The following is a 22,319-nucleotide window of genomic DNA, read 5'->3' as shown; positions in this document are numbered from 1 at the left end:
AACGATCGATCGACTAAATACGGTATTCCATAAAAGATGGACTGTGTCCGTTCTCAGTTGTCTGTTTCCCTCCTGAGCTTTTTCTCGCGCAACAGCATTTCTCTTTCCGCAGAGAGCTCGCGGGCGAGTTCTTCTTCCGTCGGCAGATGCAGCTTGTATTTCGATGTGAATATCTGCTTATTCCCTCCCTCCGGGAGTGTGTACCTCACGATGCTTTCGCTCTTATCCGCACAGAGGATCATCCCTATGGGTTCGTTGTCGCCCTCCTCCATCATCTCTCTGGTGTAATAGTTCACATACATCTGCATCTGGCCCATATCCTGATGAGTCAGGTCACCCGTTTTGAGGTCTATCAGGACAAAGCATTTCAGACGGTAGTTGTAAAAGACCAGGTCAATGTAGAAGTGGCGTCCGTCGAAGCTTATCCTTTTCTGGCGGGCCTCGAAAGCGAAGCCTCTGCCCAGTTCAAGAAGGAATTTCTGGATGTGCGATAAAAGAGCGCTTTCCAGATCGCTCTCGAAGAATTCCTTATCGTGTCCGAGGCCTAGGAATTCAAGGACATAAGGATCTTTAATGACATCCGCAGGGGTCAGCCCCTGTTTTTGGTCAGTATCTCCTCCGCTATGGCCTGTCTGCTCTCCGCCCGAGTGGCCAGGAAACGCTCGTAGAAGAGCGTGTTGATCTGCCGTTCGAGCTGGCGTGTACTCCAACCGCTCCTGACGCTTTCGCCGATATAGAACTCTCTGGCTTTAGGGTCTTCTACCCTCATTATTAGACGGTAATGAGACCAACTCAATTCGTGGCACACTGTGCCATCATTTGGGATCATCAAATAGAGTTGACGCATTCGTCTAAGGTTGGTCATATCAAATCCCCTTCTGAATTCGGCAGTGAGCTGTCTCGACAATCCTTCAATCAACCGGTTACCGTATGCCGCTCGGTCTGCGCCGCCCTGTTTCTCTACGATGAGCCGCCCAATGTTCCAATATGCCTCGACCATAGCGTTGTTGACGGCAGCATATGCTTTGTTCCTCGCTATGTTCAGAACTTCTCGGACATCATTGAACAACTCTTTTTCAATGCCCTGCTTATCATTCACCATTGCGGGCGGACCGAGTTCGGAAGGTTCCGATTCCTTCTTTACGGCAGTTTTGTCTGACGGTCTGTTCGGTCTCTTTTCGGCATGTCTGTCGGTGTCTGCTGTTCCGGCCTTCTGTGTATCTTTTGTCATGGTTTGCCAACCAAGGCAGACCTTTTTTGAACCGACACAGTACAGTTAGTATTACTCAAACATTCAGCCTGAACTTGACGTTTAATAGCTGAGAATTTGAGGTAGTGGTCATTTGACAGTTGTGCCTCGATACCGCTTGCGCATAACTCGATACTTTTATGATTGACATCTCACCTTGATTATGCCACGACTTCCAAAAAAATAGAGTTATGATTATCATTCAAAAAATGGTTAGATATCCGCCGGTTGAACCGGCAGGATGATATTTTGAAAAGTAAAAAATACCCTTATTTTCTTTCATGCATATGTCTATGAATGATATTGATGTCTTCATAAGCTATAAACACGAAACTTCCAAACCTGTCGCGGATGCTGTCTGCCATGCGCTTGAGGATAAAAGGATAAGATGTTGGTATGCGCCTAGAGACGCGGGAACCGGCCCATATGCCCGCGCCATTACCAATGCGATCAACAGCTGCAAGGTGTTTGTTGTTATTTTGAACACAGAAGCATCAGATTCGCACCATGTTTTGAACGAGGTTGAAAAAGCTTACAAAAGAGTTGATAACGGGCTTGTGATAATTCCGTTCAAAGTGGACTCCCCGAAAGTATCCGATGAAATGGAGTATTACATCAACAGGATGAACTGGATAGACGCCATGACATCCGATCTCGAGAGATTTATCGGCGAGCTGGTAACAAAGGTAGAGAACATTGTTGGACCAACCTCACAAAAGGCCAAAGCTTCATCTGAGCGAAGAAAGAACGATTTCCTCGGAGATACACCGTCTATAGAGAAGGAATTATCGCGCAGTATGGCCCAAGCGAGATTTGTGAACTTTTATCTGGATAGAATCTATGAAAATATAACAAAGGATCTTAAATCATTTAATGTGCTGGATGTCGGATCCGGCGGAGGACATCAGATTTCCACTTCGGTCGTAATTAGGCCCGAGTTGAACAAAGTAATCGGCATGGATATCAACGAAGAAGCCATAAAACTTTCAAACGAAAAATACGGGTCCGACAAAATCAAATTTTATTGCTCCGATTGCGAATCGCGCGAATTTGAAGATAAACTGTTAGAAGTAATGAAGGAAAATGACATCTGTTCCTTTGATATTATAAACATTTCATTTTTGTTACTCTTCCTTAAGGATCCATCCAAAGTCATCATGGTCCTGAAAAGAGTATTATCAGAAAACGGATGTCTGATCATCGCCGACATCGATGATGGTTTTTTAATCGCATATCCGGACAACAACTTGATCTTTGAAGAGGCATTCGATATCCTGTCGAAATACAACACAAGCGGATACAGGAAAAGCGGAAGAGAGATATATTACACGCTAAAAGGAGCGGACATCAATGACATTTCCTTAAAACATACGGGGCTGAGTACGATCGGCGTCCCGATCGAAGTGAAAAAAGATCTTTTCCAAACGTACTTTGGTCTGATCCCAATTGTTTTAGAAGAAGCACTGTCTATTGATGATAATAATCCATATGCAATAACCGATACCGAGTGGTATTGTAAAAACAAGAAAAATATTGAGGATGAATTTTACGGCAAAGAGTTCATGATGATTGCAGGGATTATTGTGTATGTCGCAAAATGATTGTGTTCTTCTATGAGATGAAACTGATTGGTCCCGACCTCAACATTCCGCCGATGAAGTATGTGGCTAAGGCAGTAATAATAAATATTTTATGGAGAAATGAAAATACTGGAGAGATGACAATATCCGATGTGAAGCAGAAAAAATGTCGCTCTCCTTTTGGACCTGATGAGGTTCTTTCCGAAAATCTCAGAAAAAAGTTGGGAGCATCTGCTGAGAATTTTGGTTCTGACCAGTCATCACTCGGATGGTTCATGAAAAACGGGCCTCTTTTTGAAAAAACCGGTAGTTGCTGGGAAGCTGCATTAGCTTTAGACTTTTTCATATGGTGCTATAAACAGAACTGCGAAAAGGGTGAGAAATGTAAAAGTGAAGTAGAAAAATTCTGCCTGGATAATTTAAACTGGCTACTTGACAAAATAAAATACAACCCATTTATGGAGAATGACTTTGCGATATGGGACACATCTATTGTGATATCATCGATGGTGAGAGTAATTGACAGCTTTGAGTGGGACAAAATAGAAAAGACAATTGAAAAAGAAAAGGCCGAGGTAATGACGAGGCTGGAAGCTAGTATCAAATGGCTGAAAGATAAAGGAGAGGAAATATCCTCCTCAGGAGCAGAACTTTCACAAATCTCCATATCAGACGTTTCACAGATAGCTATAACGTTCATATGTCTGATGGAATCTAAGAAATTAAAAGATAACCAGACTGTAAAGACACTCGGAGGGTGCTTAGACGACTTGATAGAGCACCTGCTAATAAGCGTCGACGTAGAAAAATCGAACAAAGGATATTATTGGTCTGACTACAACAGCACCGCAGATGCATTGGAGGCACTGGCATCATACAATGAATATTCAAGCAACGTCCTTAATGTAAATGGCAATAACGAAAAAACCTATGAAATTGGAAAATACATAAAATCGGCATGCGAATATCTGGAAGCCAGTGAAGACTGTACAGGCAATTGGGGAGGATCCTATGACACATTGCGATGTTTATACTCCTATCTTCTTGCGGATTCATGTTTAAGAAAATCGAAAAAATGTAAAACTGCCGTTAAGGCTGATGTTGGAGTCGTTTTCAGGGTCCTTAGGTGGATTAACGATGAAAAACGCGCATTTGATGATGGGAGCTATTTACACACAACATTTCTGACGACATTCTATGTCAATGCAGTTACAAAATCCATAGAATGGCTGGAAGATGAAGCATTAAAACTCGAAAGGTATACTTCATATGACCTTTATGACTATGTACTAAGGCTTGATCGAAAAGATGAAGAAAGGAGAAAAATACACAGACTTGAGCTTGAGCTTGACCGCGCCAAGTACAAAAACCAGTTCCTACGACACTTTACGATATTGGTAATCCTTTCTGCAGCAGCGGCGATTGTGCTTATTAGTTATTTCTGGTTGGATGATGTCTTAGGTTCAGCAGCGAGTTCTGCATCGATCATCGTGTCCATTGTCTTAATCGTAATTGGTATTGTCCAAATCTTACCCAATGTCAAACGATTCGGAAATAGACGAAATTGAAGTGACAAAATCCAACATAGAATAGTATTTATGTTGTTTTAGTAGTCCGTCAATTGGGCAGACACTTGAAGGGTAATCTCAAATTAAGAAAAATTGAGTCAGGAGATGATTTGGACCAAATAGTCAATCTCATTTATGATACAGACAAGTACCTATACCCCGATTTATTCGGAGATGGTGATTCGTCTCGTTTTGTATTGAAGACCCTCCTTAACAAAGAGGGGTCACGGTTTTACCATGATCATTACCATGTCGCAACGATGGAGAGGAACGGAAAGGAAGAGATTGTAGGATTGGCCGCGCTACAGAGGAAAGAAGAAAATGATGATCATAAGATAATAGCCGATACCTTCAAAAAAAATGGGCTGAAAGTTCCGGATCAGTATGAAAATGTGATAAGTTATTTCAAAAAACAATCCGCTTCTACAGAATATGCCCTTTGTAATGTTACTGTCGATGAAAATTACCGAGGGCAGGGAATAGGAGCGTCCATTGTGGAAAAGATTATAGAAATATCGAAAAAAACCGGAGAGCCACGCATAGAATTGGTCGTATTGAAAGAAAATATCGCAGCGATTAAATTATATGAAAAGTTCGGTTTCAAGCAGATTGGCGCCGAGCAAAAAGACTACCGGGGCAACTTGGAACTAAAAATGCGTCTCGAGTTCGAATGAGGTCCAGTATCCTCAGAATCCAAAACATATGATGTGATCGAAACCAGAACATTATATAAAGAAACAAGAACCTTCGGCAAAGGAGTTCATGAAAAAATCGAATGTTTTTGTAATCCATCCGTTCAAAGAACAAAAAGACATCATCGAGTGTACTAACCTTGTATATAAAAACTTCAAACATTTCAAATTCTTTATTCTTAAGAACGACGTGGATGATTGGGAGGGTATCGCAGAAAAGGAAATAATGAACTCAGAGCTGGTCCTGGCTTTCCTCACTTCCGCAGATAATTACACAGATAATATGAGAATTGAGAAAAAAATAGCCGAAGAAAACAAAAAACAGATAATAGAGATACAAAAAGGTGATCGTGAGAAATGTCCTGAGAAAATAAAAGATGCCCTTGAACCCTGGACAGAAGAGAATTTGAAAATAGAAATACTATCCGAAGGCGATAAAGAACTTTTAGAGAGACAGTACAGAACTCTGATAGATTCCTCAGAGTCCCTTATTACAAGAAGGCAGACAACAGGAGACAGATATGCAACAATATGTTGTGCCATACTTACAATAATCGGCACAATCATCGTATTGAGTGATCTCGACTCCGGATTTACACCTTTAGTAGCAACTATTCTTTCCGGTACCGGGATCTTCATTTCATGGTCTTGGTTCAGGTTCATCAAGTCTTTAGGGAAGATAAACCGCAGCAAATACAGGATCATCCAGATCATGGAGAAGGAACTACCGGCGAAGATGTTTTACGCAGAGTGGAAGGACATGACCAATCCGATTGGGGGAGGATATAAATCTTATTCTGAAGCGGAAAAAAATACGCCAATCATCATGATGATACTGTTCATCGGAGTATTCGGTTTATGCTTGCTCATGCTCTATAACAATTGGGACAGTATCGTCAACTTCTTTGGCTGAACTCACTTATGCTGCACCTAAGAGAAGGACGAGAAAGAGAATGCTTGTCTTTACTCTATGTGCCGTGAAGTGAGGATTCTGGTTAGACCTGGCATTCATAAGATTAGTGTTTAATACAGTCAAACTAAGATTATAATAGTATCTTATCCATATTCTATATTGGCCGATACCAGATGCAACCTCGAAAAAAGTTTCCAACCCAGTTTAATTTGGAAGATGCGTCAGAGATTATAGAAAAAGTATGCGGCAAAGAAGATGTGCCAAAAGAATGGATTATGGATGATGAACAGGAAATCGAAAACTTTGTTTTCAAATTTACGAAAAAAGTTGGCCATAACGAAGACCACCTTAAATATCTAAAGAAATTTCTCGATAATGATAAAAACACCCTGGATTCAAGATTCTTTGCACTGAGGGTTCTGTGCACTTATCAAAGATGGATGTCACAGCACAATAAAGAAAAAGAATACATCGAAAAATATAGAGAATTGTTCAGATCAGTCAAGTCATTTAACATGATCGAGGCCGCTTTTTTAGCAAATAAAGGAATAACAAATATCAATGAAGTAAAAAAATGCCTCGAACTTTTATCCGAGTTAGAACCCACATTCAATAAGAAACAATGTATCCTCAATGTGCTGGCTACAACGAAAGAATACTTTGAAAAAGACTATGAGGAAATATGCGAATCGAAGAAGGAACAAATTGATGAGGCGATCGCCTATAAGAATCATTATTATGCAATGCACCTAACGGGAATAAAAGACGGCGGAAGGAACTCAAAACTTGAATCAATAATTGCCAAATTATTTGCCCAAGAGGGTAAGTTCAGTGAGGCAAGAGAATGTGTGATCAGTGCCATAGCCTCTGAAGATCCAGATAGGTTCAACTATTGGCCAAGAATAACGGAGTACATAGCAATCAAGGGATACATCGATGTACTGGAGCTAAAAAAGGAACTATTTGAAAAACATGCTAAAATGGACAAACAACAAGCTGAAATTGAAAAGGTAGTCGCCAATATACCTGAAATTAAAGATGCAGTCAATAGAAGCGAAGAGAATTCAAAAAGATATATGCAAATCCTCGTGATATTCGCTACATTACTGCCATTCATAACAATATCTCTTCAATCGACCTTCAACTCAGACTTCCCGAAGGCGGCTGGGTTGCTCCTAATAACGGGGGGCATTTTGATACTGGTGCTTATGGTTCTTATCACCATTGTTCTTAGAATTTTTGAAAAGGATCGCAAAATGGATCTCATAAGTATTAGTTATGCAGTCTTTTGTATTGCTACTTGCATAGTTTTAGTATGGGCAGGCATAGCCTTATATGAACACCTATCCGTATGAACAATATACAGGAAGAAATTATTCAATTTCCTACATTATTTATTGATGATTTTGTTTCTCTGCAGGCTGGAGAAGAGTATATTTTCAATAAGGTTTTCATAATCAATATTAACAGATTTTGCGGACTGTGCCATTGAAGATTGTTTTCCAAGATTACAACAGATATTGAACTCACTGAAATATGCTATGCCCGATTTCTCATCAATGATGTAGTCGAAACGCACATAATCTATCGGGCCCAGCGCATCCATCATTTTTTCTGTCTGCTTTCGGACCAATTTTTGAATTTCTTCGTCTCTGCATACCTCTCTTTTCAGTCCGCCGTCTATCATCCTTTTTTGATTAAATGTTATTACGTTACCTTTAAGGTTAGATGTTTCCTCCACACAAGGTAAGGTAAGCGGATCCCCAAAATTATGGATAATTGGCGATGCATATTGTTTACCAAATATTTGTTTTTCCAATATAGCATCATATCCCATTTCGTTCAGATATTGAATTCTCTTACTTGCATTGCTCCAATCATCTGAAATCGACTCCTCATTGATATGTAGCGATGTCGCTTCAAATCTTGGCTTGACAAAATATGGACCTTCGAAATCCGGAGGTGATAATTTTGCACCAACATCATACCTCTTCCATTGAATTGTGGGGACATTTGCAAATCCGGCAATTATTTTTGCAAGGTGCTTGTCCTCTCCGACTGCCCTTATGTTGGGCGGTGCCCCCAAATAAGGTATCTGATGGTATTCCGCCAAAGACGAAACAAAGATCTCTGAATTTTTGAATGGCATTCTGTTATACAGCGAAAATATGTAATCCACATCATTTCTGAGATTTGGGGAAAGAAGACAACTGAGATCATCGGAAGAAATCATTTCCGGGAAGTGCTTCTTCAGAACGTCATGAACATCCCTGTGATAGTTCGCATACAAAACCTCTTTTTCGTTGATTCCTCCGTCTGCTTGATTAAACCCCGGCGCATAACGGGCCAAATAGAGCGGGCGTATTCCATTGATGTTGGTCATTGTATATTCACATTATTAGCACATAGCTTTATATTTTTACGCTTGTTGGCTCTTGTGAAACCATCCTTAAAGTGAATGCTTCAGATCTATGAGCTTTCTGATGTTGTGGGCTATACATTTGAACAGCACCTACCTGTGTCTCGCCGCTTTTGTCCTTCCATATACGACATCCCCCGCCTTGCGTTTGACCATCGAATCCGTGGCCTCCACCTGGGATCTTGAATTGTATACGGCCCGGTCGAAGCCTCTGGCCTTCACCCTGCCGTTCGATGAGGGCTCCGCCATGTTCCTGAGGGGGATCATCGCATCCGTCCCCAGCCTGTCCGTTATCTCCCTGTGGACGTACTCTGCATCGTATCCTTTGTCCGCGACCAAATACCTTATCGAGAACCCGCCCTCCGCCAGATCGTCGGCCAGGAACGTGAACCTCTTCACATCGGCATGGTTCGAATCCACGCAGTCGCAGGCCAGTATGACCTTTGAGGACGTATCCACGGCAACGGATGCTTTCGCAAAACCTCTGACGGCCACGTTCACGTATGCTGTCTCCCCTCCCGTCTCTCTCAGCCTCTTCACGAAGTGCCTGGACGCGCAGGAACATGTGAACCCCGTCGAGTCCACGGCAGCGGTCATTCCGTCGCCGCAGACCATCAGCGCAGTATATCTCAGGACCTTGTCCAGGATACCTGTCCCGAACCTTTTCGAGAACTTCACCAGCGTGGAATGGTCTGGAACACGGTCCTTCCGCCAGAACCTCAAAGAGGACAACATAGAACACAGCTCCATGTAGGAAACGTCCAGATACTGTTTCAGTATCAGCAGCGATACCTTCATATGATCGTCATACAGCCTGTTGCTGCGTTCCGAGGAATACCTCGGAACACCTAGTCCCTCCAGCACCATAGACGTGACCTTAATAACATAAGCCAGCCTATCGCGTTCAGAGGTTGACCTCCTCCTGCGCACACCAATCCCATCCTAGGCCGGCCATTCTTTCTAAGGGAGCAGCCGGCCGTGGGAGTGAATTGCACTGCGGGAGGTTAATCCTTCCTTATGGTTTCACCAGAGCAGGAAATATACTCGGATCAGGAATTATGCAACAGAGTATTTCATAGCAGAAGCTGTTTATCTATCATTCAGATCGCCGAGTGCTCCAATTGCCCCTTATGCTTTCCTCCAAGTAGTATTCGCTGGCTCGTAATTTTTCGACTCGCATGAGCAACCGATAATGTGTCCATGACAATTCGCCACGCAGTGCGTGGCTTTTTTGGAAAGTTAGATAGAACTGCCGGGTGTCTTTCAAACACGTAGGGGTAAATCCCTTTCCGTATTCGGAGGTCAGCATTTCGGAGAGTTTTTTGATGAGTCCTTCTCCATATGCGGCGCGGTCGGCGCCGCCCTGTTTCTCTACGATGAGCCGCCCTATGTTCCAATAGCCTCGACCATAGCGTTGTTGACGGCAGCATATGCCTTGTTCTTAGCTACGTTCAGAACTTCTCGGATGTCCTTGAACAACTCTTTTTCAACGACCTGCATATCATTAACCGTTGCGGGCGAACTGAGTTCAGAGGTTCCGACTCCTTCTTTACGGCAGCTTTGTCTGACGGTCTGTTCGATCTCTTTTCGGCATGTCTGCCGGTGTTTGTTGTTCTGGCCTTCTGTGTGTCTTTTGTCATGGTTTGCCGACCGCTGCAGGCCTTTTTTGAACCGGCACAATACAGTAGCATTACTCGATATCCCTCACATGTTCATTCTCTGCCCGCTTTATTTGCCTTATAAGAGTGATATATCAGCGGATGCAATGAGGGGATTGTTCAAGCATAAGTTTCAAACTTCGGCATTAATGTAATTTTAAAAGTACATTTTATAATATCCACACCATATTTGATGTGTTTTTGAACCGACCAAGACGTTCAACCTCCGGCTTCACATGATGGAATCCCATTTTTACTAAAATTATATGTATCTGCTTCATAGAGTAATCTATGCCATATTTCTGCTCAATGAGTGACCTCACGTTTTTTGTTTCCATGGGTTTTTTAATCAAAATTTTTTTGATTTGTTCACTTTGCTCATCAGTCATCTTTGACGGCCTTCCTGGAATTTTTTGAGGGCGCAATGTGTCCGGACCACCTTCATTCCATCGTTTCAGGATATTGTATCCCGTGGATCTTGATACCCCTATTGATCTTGCCGCTTCCTCTACGGTCTGTCCGGAATATAACAAACAAATGAAAAAAAGCCTCATGTGAAATTGACTTCCATGCTCTGTTTCAGATATCATTTCGGTCAATTCTTTTTTTGATAAATATAGTACTATTTTCACAATTGCCCGCGTACATTGAAGTCTTAGAAATCTAAGTCTTTTGGTAATTCTCTACATATCTTGTTGAATGATTATTATATATTGTAGGGGCAGAAAAACACTCCCACTATCGAAAGAGGAAAAATGAAAAGATCTATACTTGATGCAGGCAGAATTAAAGACATTAGGGTGCTGTTTCTTGCAAAATTTGCAGACTACAAAGGCGATGAAAAAAAAGCAACAAAAAAAGAAGATGTCATAGTCATAAGGTACAATGGAGAAATAGCAAAAATCCTTTCAGAATTATTTCCTAATCTATGCTGCTCATCTGATCTTTCAATACTATTGGATGAAGATCTTAAGAGTAAATATGATTACGTTTTTTCTTTGTACAACCGTATGCCATTCAGAAACTCTGAAATATTTGTATCATCACTTCTTGAGTATTATGAGATGCCCTATCTTGGAGGAAAACCGAACGTGCGTGCGGTAGCGGAAGATAAAGCGTATGCAAAAGTTCTAGCACACCACCTCAGTATACCAACTCCAAAATGGCGCATTTATGATAAACTGTCTATCAATTTTTCTATGCCGGATTTCAATGGACCATACTTTGTTAAACCGAGGTATGGGGCAGCATCAGAGCACATCACAACCTCGTCATTATGTAGAGATTGGCCTGAAGCGGTAGAACATATTTACGGACTAATTGAGAAAGGAGTCGATGTAATCGTAGAAGAGGCAGTATTCGGTACATTATATTCTCAGGCAATGTTGTGGAATTATGGTACACCGATTCTCTTACAGGCGGTCCGGATAGAGTCATCCAATGAAGCAGGCATCATTACATATAGACAAAAGAAAGAGGTTGAAGGCGGGATCAGGAGAGAGATTGCTGATGCGCCCATGTCAGATCTACTTTCAAAATACACAAAGAAAATATTTGGATTCATCGACCCGACTGATTACATAAGAGTTGACTACATGGTAAAAAGTGATGGGCAACCATTTTTTCTTGAATTTAACGTGTGCTGCAACTTGGGGAGTCATGCAAGTATTGCTCTATCTGCAGCTCATGTGGGAATATCCCATGAAAATCTTGTAAAGAATATTGTTTATTCAAGCCTTTCAAGAAATAATCTCATCAATCGTTTTTTGTGAAATAAGGCGCAATGGGTCGACGTAATAGTAGAAAAGGCCTCCGGGTATGAAAAAATCTTTCCAGTCAGTTTTACACTTTTTGGTTTTGTTTTTAATAAATGAGTAATATATCGCATTATTTGCTTTGACCATTTCCAAATCGGTTCTGTTCCCATAGTACTCGGATTCATTGACGTATTTAATTAATTCGTCTCTGTTCATGTTATAGTAGGCTGCTAATGCACATGCGGGATAGTACTGTTGCTTAACAATACTGCCTAATTTCTCAACTTTTTCTTCAATCCCTTTCAAACAAGCAGACGCCTCAGGATAATTTTTTTCCGATATGTAATAATATGCCAGATTGATTGTAATGAAGCATTCTTGCACTGGTGTTTTTTCAAGTTTTCGAGCTCTTTTGTATAACTCCATGAATTCACGTCTGCGTTCAGGATCTTCATCATATAGAAGGGAAATTCCAATATTATTAAGGATAATACAAAGATCTCTTTCTTTTTCTCCGCCATCGGTTTGGGTAAGGCCAGCTAAAGCATTATTTAAACTTTCACTTATTCCGGGTTTTTTCAGCCGCGTCAACACATAACCCAGATTGCTTTCAGTAGAAAAAAATCCAAAATCATCCTTATTTTCGAATAATCTTTTTGCTTTTTCATAACATGGAATGCGTTTTTCTAACTCCCCCATCGTTGATGCAAAGTTCCTGTAAACATATCCTAGATTTTCTTCAACAGGTGAAGAGGCCATATGGCTTTCAAAAAATGGTTTCGCCTCTTCATATCTCCCCAGGTGAATATATGATGCGATTATGTAGCTTGCCAAGATATTTTTCATGGCAGAGTCTTTTTCAAAAGCATAAGCCATATTCAATTCCACTAAACCGGTGTGAAACTTATACGTGCGGTTTAGCAACACCGCACGAAGTCTCCTGTATTCTGAATTATTTTTATGTAATTCTTTTTCTTCAATTTTTTTCAGTGCCTTTTCGTAATCATATCGACGACAAAATGACAATATTTTCAATTCTGCATCTAATTTGTCGTCCTCATTAGTTATTATCAGTTCACACTCTTCTCCTTCTATATCCGCACCAGACCTCAATTTGCATTTTAATACAGATCGAGCACATTCTTTTTCATCTACATCTGAAAAAATAATCAGATCTTTGCTGACTTTATCTTCTGTTAAAATTTTATAGAGTATTTGTGCCGTACGAATATCTTTATTTTTATTGGGGCCTCTGTACTTATCGAGAAAATGTTTGATGGTCTCGCCATCCCATTCAACATTATCTACAGAGTATATTTGTGAGGTTTCTTCTGAAGATAAATAGCCATTACTGTAGTTAATATCAAACAAGATATTTTGTTTTTGGCTTTCGATTGCATTGTTGATTTTTTCTTTCTTTTTATAGAATATCTCGGGTCTGAAAATATTTTCCATAATCTTTCTGAGATCAATTATGTTAATTTTACCACATGATGAAACAATATTGTGGATACATTTTCCATATTCATCTGGCTTTGGAAATCCTCCTCGGACCTCCCAATATTTTTGCATAACTTCCTGCACATTCCTTCTCCCCTCCAAAGCTTTAATCTCCTTCTCGCTTATCCTTAGATTTTTGGGAGTGTCAGAATTAAAAAGTTTTTCAATAAGACTCATGGGGAGGTTGGAGAAAATCATGGGAGAAGCTGAATCATAACTCTCAATCTCTCTCTCATTTACTATTACTTTAAAAATGAGAACAAGTTGTACGCATTCAGAACGTATTAAATATTCCAGCAGATACCTATCTTTTTTATTCAAATTATCCGCTGTGTCGATGATCACCACAGGATAGCGTACGCCGACCAGCGTTTCATGCATTCCTTCGAAATATCTTTTGAAAGATTCGTTAATATCTTTGGCCCGTTTTCCCAAATTTTTTGGCAGTGCTTCGAAATCTCGGATCTCCTCACACGCTGCATGTAACCTCTGATAGTCGCCGCCCATATGTTTATGTGCTTCTATATCTAATAGAAAATTTTTCTCATAGGAGTGCAGTTCTTTTATTGGTTTTTTTCCAATGTCGGAGAAAATTGCATCAATAAGAAGACTGTGTAAATTTTCCATGTTCCAGTCTGGTCTATAGATCACCATTGTTCCTTTGCGTTTGTCTTTGAAGTTTCTTGCGAAAGACGATACGCCTCTCCCGGTTCCGGCATCAACGACTACCATCATATTTTCTTTCAGTTTATCGATGAGTATGTTGTATTCAACACGATCACAGAATGATGGCGGTTTATCGGACATATCTATGCGTGACCCGTAAATATATATCAGGATATTAATATTCACCCAATAACTGTGTAGCGACACTGTAGCATGGTGAAGCGCCACCAAAGAGTAATGCGGGTTATTCTGTTAGTGGACGAGCAATACGAGCACGTTTATTCCATTGGGCAAATAATGATGGGTGGATGATCTATGATAAAAAAAGATGAGTGCATAAGAGCTCTCAATGATATGATTGCTTCAGCGGCAGTAGTAGGAGATACAGATGAAAGCAAGAGCTTTCAAGAGAGTTCTGCCATTTTTATAAAAAAAACTTTGAACAATTATGAGAAAGCACGTTCCTTAGTAGACGATATCAACCAACATATTAGCAGGCCTTTTAACAAAGATTATTTCATTAAAAAAATCACAGAAATAAGAAACATGGTTGCATCCCTAGATTCATGGAATGATGATTCTAATATCTTGACAGAAGAAATGGAAAAATACATTGTAGAGCAACTCGTAGTTGAAGAAATAATAGGCGATATTAAAGAATTAGGCGATGGGAAATCGGGAGCAGTCATACACTTAATTAAAGTTATATGCAAAGATTACGCAAAATCAGGACATTACATCGTAAAAAGTTTTGATACAGAAAAAGTTACCGGGACTGCAGCAAACGAGGTGCGAACCTCTCAAAGCATTTATGAAAACTCCCCGGACGATTTTAGAGATAATCACTTAGTAAGACCTCAGCATTCCGACACCATAAATGATGAACACATTATGAAAAAAGTAATGATTTTTGATTATGCAACAGATGATTTGCTTGGAAGTACGGCTCTTTGCAAATTAAAAAATACTGCGAATCATTCAAAGTACATAGAAGCGATATCTTACGATCTCTTGAAAAAATGGAATGCTGTGCCGACACAATCAAGAGAACAGAACGATTTTTTCACTTCTCTTTTAATAAATCGTTTAGGGCCAGATGAAAGGTTTGAAGAGGGCGCTAAAAAAGTACTTGATTATCCCGACCGTCCATGGGTCTCAACCCGTAACGGTACTTATCCTAACCCCTTCTATTACATAAAAAGCACAAGTGATTTTGATTGGTTTAATTCTAAAGGTATGTACAAAGGGAGAATACACGGTGATTTCCATGGAGATAACATCATATGTATTGATACCGATAAAGAAATGGATATGAAATATAGAATAATAGATTACTCTCACTTCAAAAACGATGGTTATTTGCTATATGACCATGCATATCTCGAGATAGACAGATATCTGCACATATATGGCAAAATAAAGGGCTGGGAAAAATGGGAAAATGACATGAAGAAACTGGTTGAAACATCATTCCAAAACAAATGTGAAGAAAGTATCACACTAATTGCACTTGCCATGAGGAATTCAATCTGTAATGGAATAAAAAAGTGGGCAACGGAAAAACATCTAGAAAAACAAGTAAGTAATATCGAAATGCAACTTGCTTTAGCCAGAGTCGCCGCGGGAATAAAGTTCTTCTGTCATGCTAATAAAAAAGAGGACGAATACGATGAAGAAAAAAAGAAAGACGATGAAGAAAAAAAGAAAAACCTATTTCTTTATGTCGCAATCTGTTTAAATCGAGTATTTAAATTAAGTCACTACTCCGGACATGAAAATAATATTGGAGTAGCTACTATCAAGACAGACTAATTATATTGTGGGTAGCCTTCAATACTCTTATCTGCCCAGGGACGATGCGCCCCTGTCATTCGGTATAGTCGGATAAAGAGGCCCCTCTCAACTATGCAGAGACTTTGGGGAAAGCTGAGGATGTTGTGTTAAATCTCCTCGCTTTCGGCGGCCGCCCTAATAATTTGTAACTTTTTCTTCATTTCATCGCGTATGGGTGCATACTTTTCCGCAAACATTCTTTCCAGCATTGCCTCAGCCTCATCCCATCGCCACGCGCCGGTCAAAACATTAGCCCAATATAGGCCACTTTTTTCATTATTGTTTGCATTAGTTAAACTCTCTAGTAAAAATTGCTTTATTTCGCTCTGGCAGTCAAGATAAAGCAATCTATGAGCATTTTCATTGCAGATAGGCAATACGTCAAACAGACGAACCAACTTCCACGTTTTCCTTTTTTCATAACTGAGGCTCATCAACCGTTTTGAAAACCCATTTGGAATCCAATCAGAAGAAGTATTAACACCTGGCCGTAAAATCCAATACAAACAAGATGCGGAACTAATTGACTCTCCTCCATTACTAGGCTCCATAACTATCTCAACAAGAAAATTTAAAACATTTTCTAAGAAGCCATCCTCTCTCGAAGAGGTATATAGGGGCGGCGCCATCCAAAGTAAATTATCGAGCACATCCAATGCATATTTTCGACTCTCGTACTCGTTACTTCCCGATATAACCATATGGACACATTTATCAATCGGATCATCTTCATTTTTTTGAAGATCGAAGGCGGAAAGGAGTGGGGCCCCTCTTTCATTATTTCTTAAGAACATTCGGAACTTTTCTCCTTGATTGGATTCTAACACATCGATGAAGAGCGGAATTTGACTGCTCCGAATAGAATCACGCAATACTTCCACAAAAATTTGATTTCTTGTTTCTTCAGTCAGCGGTGCCTCGTCGTGTACAATTTTCATAAGCAAGTTCCTCAACGTGGGAATTGTGTCGTCCGAATCTTCTTTTCTTTTATCAACACGTTTGATCTGACTTATGATCGACTCAACCATATGGGTGACATCTTTCCGGGTCCCCTGTGCGGCAACTAGAAGGATTATTTCTTCCTTGCTTTCATCAACATAGAACTTCTTTAACACATCCAGATAATTTTTTTCCTTGTCTGCATCCCTATAGTAACCTTTCACAACCGCAAATGCCGCCATATATTCTTGAAAAGTTAAATGCTGGAACTCATATTCTTCCTCCAGTCCACTGCCTGTTTGCCGATAACCACGTTTTGACAATAAACTACTGCGTAACTCAACACGATCGAGGAATTCCGCCGGAGATTCAATATCTGAGGAGAGCAGGTCTTTTCGTACCTTTTTTAATAGTGACACGAGCTTTCGCTTTCCGATAGTCTGAATCCCCTCTCGCATCATCTCAAATGCAACATATGATAACTGGCACATAGCTTTTTCAAAATCAATCGGTTCATGCGCCTCCTGGTTCCATGTCTCTAGGAGCACTTTGATAGAGTCCTCATACAGTGTAGCACGCTTTGTATGTAACTTCCCAACGCGGCGTTTTACTAATAAAAGAGTCATGAGCAAAAGAGGAGTTCTTGCCAAAAAACGAATCTTTTCATTGTCCAATATCATATCTGCGAGCACTTTTGCATCTTGTATGCTTTTTTCGGCTTGGTCACCGTATATTACTTTATGCCACCTGTAACAGAGTAGCCGTATGTCTTCATCATCAAGGTGGGAAATCTCTGCCAGTGGGAATTCACCAAGCTTTCCACCACTTATGTGTTCAAATCCCCTGATGCGACTAGTAATGATGATGTTCGCTTCGGGGTGAAAATCTAAAAATTGAATGATTCCTTCAGCAAAACTTTTGCGTAGATCCTTACGGGTAATTTCATCTAACCCATCAATCAATATAAGCACTTCTCCCTTCTCAATACGGGTAAACACCTCTTCTTTGAATGCAGTGGCAATATCTTGATCATTTGAATGAAATCCGAACCCAGATGGGATGGTTTCTATGATTGTAGCCAGTTTCTCTTTTGCTTTTTCCTTTAGATCACGGCACCGAATCCATATTGGAAACAGCTCACGTTCCGGTAAAAAATCATCGATTTCTGAATCCACCCGGCGTTCAGGAAATGCATACGCTGTGGCCAGGCGTTTCAATAGCGTTGTCTTGCCTCCGCCGGGGCCAGATAGAATTACTCGGCGGAACCCCGACTGTTTGGGGGGGATAATTAAATTTTTTTCGCGCAGTTGGTCCCTGAGCACCTTTATTTGTGACAAAAGAGACTCTATAGCTTCTTGGAAGTCGGTCTCTTCTTGCGAAAGGTGTTGGTTTCTATTGGAGTCTGGGACTAAAATATCTCTTTTCAGGAATTCCAGAGATTTTTTGATTATAGAGAGATCTTCATCTTGATACTGATTCCACTCTCCTTTTTCAATTTGAGCAAGTTGTTCAGCAATAAGTTCGAATGGAACAATTCCTCTAAAGTCCGATCGTGTTATTGGTTTGAATTCACCTCCGTCAGAAGATGATGGAATTAAGTGAGATGCTTTCTCCAATTTAGTCGGTATAAATAATTTTTCTAGTGTAAGGTTTTTGCTCCCTATCTTATCATCCTCAGGCATTCCATCAAGCTTGATTTCCCCGCATTGATGTTGTATGTATTTTTTGTACATTCCTATTGACTTTTCCTGTAAATCTGGCGTAATAGCATTCTTTGGAGGGTTCTGTGGAGGGTTCTGGTCGAAGTAATTACGGCCATGTTTGAGGCCATCTTGTTTAGAGGAAAAGCCTTGATGAGGGAGCCATTCTCCATAACGGGCGGACCATATCCAAGCCTGGACGTGCCCTTCTTTTTTTTCTGTGTCTAGCTCGCCAGAAAATATGACCATCTCTGCTTCTTGACCTGTTGGTAGCTTATCCATGCCAGTTCCGCACACGTACTCATGCAGCCGAATTTTCTCGCGCATTTCGGCGATAATTCGATGATTTGCCATATGCTCATGGCCACAAAGATATAGAAGTGCACCGCTTTCCTTTAATTTAATTTCAAGTTGTTCTTTCTCTCTACTCTGCAAGCTCTCAAAGCCGTGGTGAGCCAGAACAATTCCTGGCTTGGTCGCATCAATGTCATTAAGCGCTTCCTGCACCATGTTCATATCAACAATTAAGTTGCCACCATCACCACCACCCGGACAGGCAAATGCCGTGTTAAGACAGATTATGTTAAAGTTATTTTCATCGACAAAATAATGGTATGGTGATGGTTCGCGTTCGCAGATGGCTTTGTAGACTTCGTAGAACTTGTGCTGTGATTTCTCGAGAGTATTTTTTCGGTCGTCACTTACAGCTCGGGTCTCTGCATATTCTTTTTGAACCAAAGGGGCAATATCTTTTCGACAATATTCTTGCGTAACATCATGATTGCCCATTACGATGTGGACGTTATTGGGAGATATGTTTAGCTCATTAATCAACTCATTGATGCTGTCGGCTATTTCGCCTGGAAACTCATTTCCGCAGTTTTTTGCATAGCGGAGATCCCCTGTGATGAAAATATACTCGGGTGGATTTTTAACTTTCAATATTTCTGGAAGTGACTTAATCATGTTGGTTCGCATCTCTATTGTAACGTAGCTTTCATAACCATAATGTAAATCTGAAATGTGCAACCACCGAACCATGCTCATTCTATATTCACCTATATAGTGCGATAACAAGATAATTTGTATATAATGGTTAATCTCCTCTTTATGCACAGATTTCCGCTATATTCGACAACAGATTACTCATGCTCTTGAACCCATACGGTTGCTGGCATAATGTAATGGTGCGAGGGAGGGGATTCGAACCCCTGAACCCCTGCGGGACAGAATTTCTTCCCTTTGGAGTCTTAAGTCCTGCGCCTTTGGCCAGCTCGGCTACCCTCGCCTGACACTCTGAAAGCGGGCCGATGTTAAAAACTTTCATACTCGATCTTGTCCTCTCGGCGTACACGCAGGCGGGTGTATGAAGCGTCTGCAGTAATTGCATGTTCAAATTACGATTAACGAATCATGATTTGGCGCTTAGGCTGGTGCGCTCGAAATTGTTAATACCTCCGACCTTCATAACGATGACATGCCTCATAAGATCCCCGACGAAGATGCCGTATCCTCCGCCATCAGAACTGTCATGACCAGAAATCCTCACATCGATACCCAGAAGGAATTCTTAAGACTTGTAAGGAAAGAACTGTCCAAGGCGGATGAGGAATACAGAGTAAGCGGGGAGAGGATAAGGAGGATCGGTGTTGAAAAGGGGCTCGTGAAGATCTCTATCGAATACCGGGAATCTGACCTCGAAGACCTTCCTCACATCTGTCCGGTGTGCAGGAACGCAATGTCCCCGGTGATGAACAGATCCCTCGAAGGTGAATACGTCGAAATAAAGAGAAAATGCACCCTCTGCCCATACACTGTGGGAAAGAACGTGCTCGTGCCGGGAAGGTATTCCTTCTCCCGTTCCAAGGACAGCGGGATTTCCCCGCAGGATATCTCTGTCCGAAAATTAAGGAAGGCCGGCGCGAAGATAAGAGAATCCATCGATCTGATCGCCGAAGCCGTCGATGGAACGGAGTTCGAAGAAAAGGGAACAGAACTCTCGTCCCGTCTCAGGGAGATGATCGACTCCGCAGACATAGGGATAAAGAGCATATCTTCCGATATCAAACAAAGTGGCACATTTCCAGCCGCCCGAAAGAATGATCCTTGACTGGCAGCGGCCTTCGACCAAGAGGGCCCGGGAAGGTTCATGATGTCAAATCTTTGAACTCATAAAATAAAAATGCATAAGATGAGAATGATTTATATATGATTATACTTATGCGCATTTATGTTGTCTAAAGGAGAGTTGCGTGCGCTTTCGGAGATCGGTAACGGGGCCGTTGATGTTCCTACCCTTTCGAGGGTTTTGGATCTCAGCTTGTCTCAGACATATAAGGTCGTGGGAACCCTTTTTGAAAAAGAGATCGCCTTTCTTGAACAAGGCACCCTTTTCATAGAAAGAAAGACGCACGTCGCGATCCTCATCGATATACTCAACGACTCCCCTGACTCGTACATAGCTCTTTCAGACAGCGGGATGGAGATAATCAGAACGCTCATCGAACCGCGCACGGTTTCGGAAATATCCATCATGACCGGACTGCACCAGACCACCATAACAAGGAAGATCGGCCTGATGAGAAGAATGGGAATGGTAAGGAAAGAGGGTTCGACATACTCAGTGAACGAAGAACTGTGGCCCAAGATCATGGAATTCGCACGTTCATATGGCGCATATGCAAGACTCACCGATCCAAGAATGCCGCTCGGATCCGAAGTATATCATTCGTCGGGCGGTCTCTTGGTGTTCTCAAACGACAGAGTGCTGAACAACACAAGGACTGCGTTCTCGAAGTATGGGGATTTCGGGATGAACATCCATCCGGGAACAAACTATTACTGCAGTTCTGACACTGAGCCGGATATAAGAAATGTCTTTCTCCATTCCCTATATGTGGTTGAGAAGGACAAAAACTGGAGGAGTAAGATGCTTGCTTTGATATTCTATGTTATGCACAAACATGAATTGAAAGATGTTCCGCACCCCATCGTAGACGATATGCGGACGGTTCTGAGCGGCGGGGGCGTTGAGGGATGGGCTCCGCTTGAGGAGATGAACGAACGCGCAAAGATGTACGGAGCGGACCTGTATGATAACTGAGTTCGAACAGATAAGCTCGCTGTTCAACGAGATATCATCATTCATCAAAGAGGATGTGGACGTTTACCTCATAGGCGGCGGGGCTTTGATGTATCACAAAAGCAAGAACCTCACAAAAGATATCGATCTCGTCGTGAACTCGGAAAAGGAATTCGATTCTCTTCTGCGGTCATTGGAGAATGCGGGATTCACGTCGATGCTGCCGGACCACAACACCTATTCAAGATTGGCGATATCCCAGATATTCATAAGAGGCGAATTCAGGATAGATCTTTTCTGCAGAACAGTATGCGGCGGATTCTCACTTTCCGGAGGCATGATGGAAAGGGCGAGCATGGCGGGACGGTTCGGAACGATCATACTGCGCGTGTGTTCGCCTGAGGACATACTTCTGTTCAAATGCATGACCGAAAGAATTGGGGATATAGAGGACTGTGTGCGCATAAACTATGAGCATTTGGTAAATTGGGATATCGTACTGAAGGAGGCTCAGGAACAATCAAAGACCGGGCAGGGCGTATGGATAACATGGATCACCGTCAGACTCGAAGAACTTGAAGGCAAGGGGATACTAGTACCCATTTTGAAGGAGATGTGCAACCTCTCCGATGAGTATATTGAAAAATGGGAGCAGGACCTGCGGTCAAGGAACCCTGAGAAGTTCTGATCCCGGCTTGTTCTTCGTTCCAGTATCCTCGGACGCGACAATGTCCCGTTCTGTTCGGCAAGGCTCCCTAACCGA

18 protein-coding genes and 1 tRNA gene are annotated in these 22,319 nt (G+C 41.5%); 10 read left to right on the top strand and 9 right to left on the bottom strand.

Features of this window, described 5'->3' with window-relative positions:
• Nucleotides 1-53: 53 nt before the first annotated feature.
• Together FWG96_01050 and FWG96_01045 are read right to left on the bottom strand one after the other, a co-directional pair.
• Nucleotides 54-575: a DUF1016 domain-containing protein gene (locus tag FWG96_01050; GenBank protein MCL2031851.1), complete on the bottom strand. Its 522-nt coding sequence runs from the start codon at nucleotides 573-575 to the stop codon at nucleotides 54-56.
• Nucleotides 576-589: 14 nt separating this feature from the next.
• A complete protein-coding gene (locus FWG96_01045; GenBank protein MCL2031850.1) occupies nucleotides 590-1,231 on the bottom strand; it encodes a DUF1016 N-terminal domain-containing protein in 642 nt (213 codons plus the stop codon).
• A 311-nt stretch (nucleotides 1,232-1,542) separates the two neighbouring features.
• Here FWG96_01045 and FWG96_01040 point away from each other — a divergent pair, with 311 nt between their 5' ends.
• From FWG96_01040 to FWG96_01020, 5 genes are all read left to right on the top strand, one after another.
• Nucleotides 1,543-2,850, top strand: a complete 1,308-nt coding sequence (locus tag FWG96_01040) for a TIR domain-containing protein (protein ID MCL2031849.1) — start codon at nucleotides 1,543-1,545, stop codon at nucleotides 2,848-2,850.
• Nucleotides 2,851-2,852: 2 nt separating this feature from the next.
• Nucleotides 2,853-4,397 carry a hypothetical protein gene (locus tag FWG96_01035; GenBank protein ID MCL2031848.1) on the top strand — a complete coding sequence of 515 codons (1,545 nt, stop codon included), beginning with the start codon at nucleotides 2,853-2,855 and terminating at the stop codon, nucleotides 4,395-4,397.
• Between the two features lie 65 nt (nucleotides 4,398-4,462).
• Nucleotides 4,463-5,071, top strand: coding sequence for a GNAT family N-acetyltransferase (locus tag FWG96_01030; protein ID MCL2031847.1), 609 nt, complete (start codon nucleotides 4,463-4,465; stop codon nucleotides 5,069-5,071).
• Nucleotides 5,072-5,159: 88 nt separating this feature from the next.
• A complete protein-coding gene (locus tag FWG96_01025) occupies nucleotides 5,160-6,002 on the top strand; it encodes a hypothetical protein (protein ID MCL2031846.1) in 843 nt (280 codons plus the stop codon).
• Nucleotides 6,003-6,211: 209 nt separating this feature from the next.
• Nucleotides 6,212-7,357, top strand: a complete 1,146-nt coding sequence (locus FWG96_01020; protein ID MCL2031845.1) for a hypothetical protein — start codon at nucleotides 6,212-6,214, stop codon at nucleotides 7,355-7,357.
• 35 nt (nucleotides 7,358-7,392) lie between these two features.
• Here the strand turns inward: FWG96_01020 and FWG96_01015 are convergent, their stop codons facing one another.
• The 4 genes from FWG96_01015 to FWG96_01000 all read right to left on the bottom strand — a co-directional run bounded on the left by FWG96_01015 (nucleotide 7,393) and on the right by FWG96_01000 (nucleotide 10,711).
• The gene (locus FWG96_01015) at nucleotides 7,393-8,385 is read right to left on the bottom strand and encodes a hypothetical protein (protein ID MCL2031844.1); all 993 of its coding nucleotides are present in this window, start codon (nucleotides 8,383-8,385) and stop codon (nucleotides 7,393-7,395) included.
• Between the two features lie 129 nt (nucleotides 8,386-8,514).
• A complete protein-coding gene (locus FWG96_01010; protein ID MCL2031843.1) occupies nucleotides 8,515-9,288 on the bottom strand; it encodes a transposase in 774 nt (257 codons plus the stop codon).
• 519 nt (nucleotides 9,289-9,807) lie between these two features.
• Nucleotides 9,808-10,101: a hypothetical protein gene (locus FWG96_01005; protein MCL2031842.1), complete on the bottom strand. Its 294-nt coding sequence runs from the start codon at nucleotides 10,099-10,101 to the stop codon at nucleotides 9,808-9,810.
• Nucleotides 10,102-10,249: 148 nt separating this feature from the next.
• Nucleotides 10,250-10,711, bottom strand: coding sequence for a helix-turn-helix domain-containing protein (locus FWG96_01000; protein ID MCL2031841.1), 462 nt, complete (start codon nucleotides 10,709-10,711; stop codon nucleotides 10,250-10,252).
• A 123-nt stretch (nucleotides 10,712-10,834) separates the two neighbouring features.
• Here FWG96_01000 and FWG96_00995 point away from each other — a divergent pair, with 123 nt between their 5' ends.
• Nucleotides 10,835-11,851, top strand: coding sequence for a hypothetical protein (locus FWG96_00995; GenBank protein MCL2031840.1), 1,017 nt, complete (start codon nucleotides 10,835-10,837; stop codon nucleotides 11,849-11,851).
• On the opposite strand, the gene FWG96_00990 is transcribed toward FWG96_00995, so the two are convergent.
• The gene (locus FWG96_00990) at nucleotides 11,819-14,143 is read right to left on the bottom strand and encodes a hypothetical protein (GenBank protein MCL2031839.1); all 2,325 of its coding nucleotides are present in this window, start codon (nucleotides 14,141-14,143) and stop codon (nucleotides 11,819-11,821) included. The genes FWG96_00995 and FWG96_00990 overlap by 33 nt on opposite strands.
• A gap of 174 nt (nucleotides 14,144-14,317) precedes the next feature.
• Between FWG96_00990 and FWG96_00985 the strand changes: the two genes are divergently transcribed.
• A complete protein-coding gene (locus FWG96_00985; GenBank protein ID MCL2031838.1) occupies nucleotides 14,318-15,814 on the top strand; it encodes a hypothetical protein in 1,497 nt (498 codons plus the stop codon).
• A gap of 128 nt (nucleotides 15,815-15,942) precedes the next feature.
• On the opposite strand, the gene FWG96_00980 is transcribed toward FWG96_00985, so the two are convergent.
• Nucleotides 15,943-19,590, bottom strand: coding sequence for a metallophosphoesterase (locus FWG96_00980; protein MCL2031837.1), 3,648 nt, complete (start codon nucleotides 19,588-19,590; stop codon nucleotides 15,943-15,945).
• 69 nt (nucleotides 19,591-19,659) lie between these two features.
• Nucleotides 19,660-19,762 (bottom strand) — tRNA-Leu (locus tag FWG96_00975).
• A gap of 189 nt (nucleotides 19,763-19,951) precedes the next feature.
• On the opposite strand from FWG96_00975, the gene FWG96_00970 reads away from it, so the two are divergent.
• From FWG96_00970 to FWG96_00960, 3 genes are all read left to right on the top strand, one after another.
• Entirely contained in the window at nucleotides 19,952-20,584 is a 633-nt protein-coding gene (locus tag FWG96_00970) for a hypothetical protein (GenBank protein MCL2031836.1), read from the top strand.
• Between the two features lie 120 nt (nucleotides 20,585-20,704).
• Nucleotides 20,705-21,577 (top strand): helix-turn-helix domain-containing protein, encoded by an 873-nt coding sequence (locus FWG96_00965; GenBank protein MCL2031835.1) that lies wholly within the window; start codon nucleotides 20,705-20,707, stop codon nucleotides 21,575-21,577.
• Nucleotides 21,567-22,244, top strand: coding sequence for a nucleotidyltransferase family protein (locus FWG96_00960; GenBank protein ID MCL2031834.1), 678 nt, complete (start codon nucleotides 21,567-21,569; stop codon nucleotides 22,242-22,244). The genes FWG96_00965 and FWG96_00960 overlap by 11 nt, the downstream gene beginning before the upstream one ends.
• Nucleotides 22,245-22,319: the final 75 nt, after the last annotated feature.

Source organism: Candidatus Methanoplasma cognatum (genome assembly GCA_009777615.1).
In the GTDB taxonomy this organism is placed as follows: domain Archaea; phylum Thermoplasmatota; class Thermoplasmata; order Methanomassiliicoccales; family Methanomethylophilaceae; genus Methanoplasma; species Methanoplasma cognatum.
Note: the sequence above shows the minus strand (reverse complement) of the source record. Positions and strands in the feature narration are given on the sequence as shown.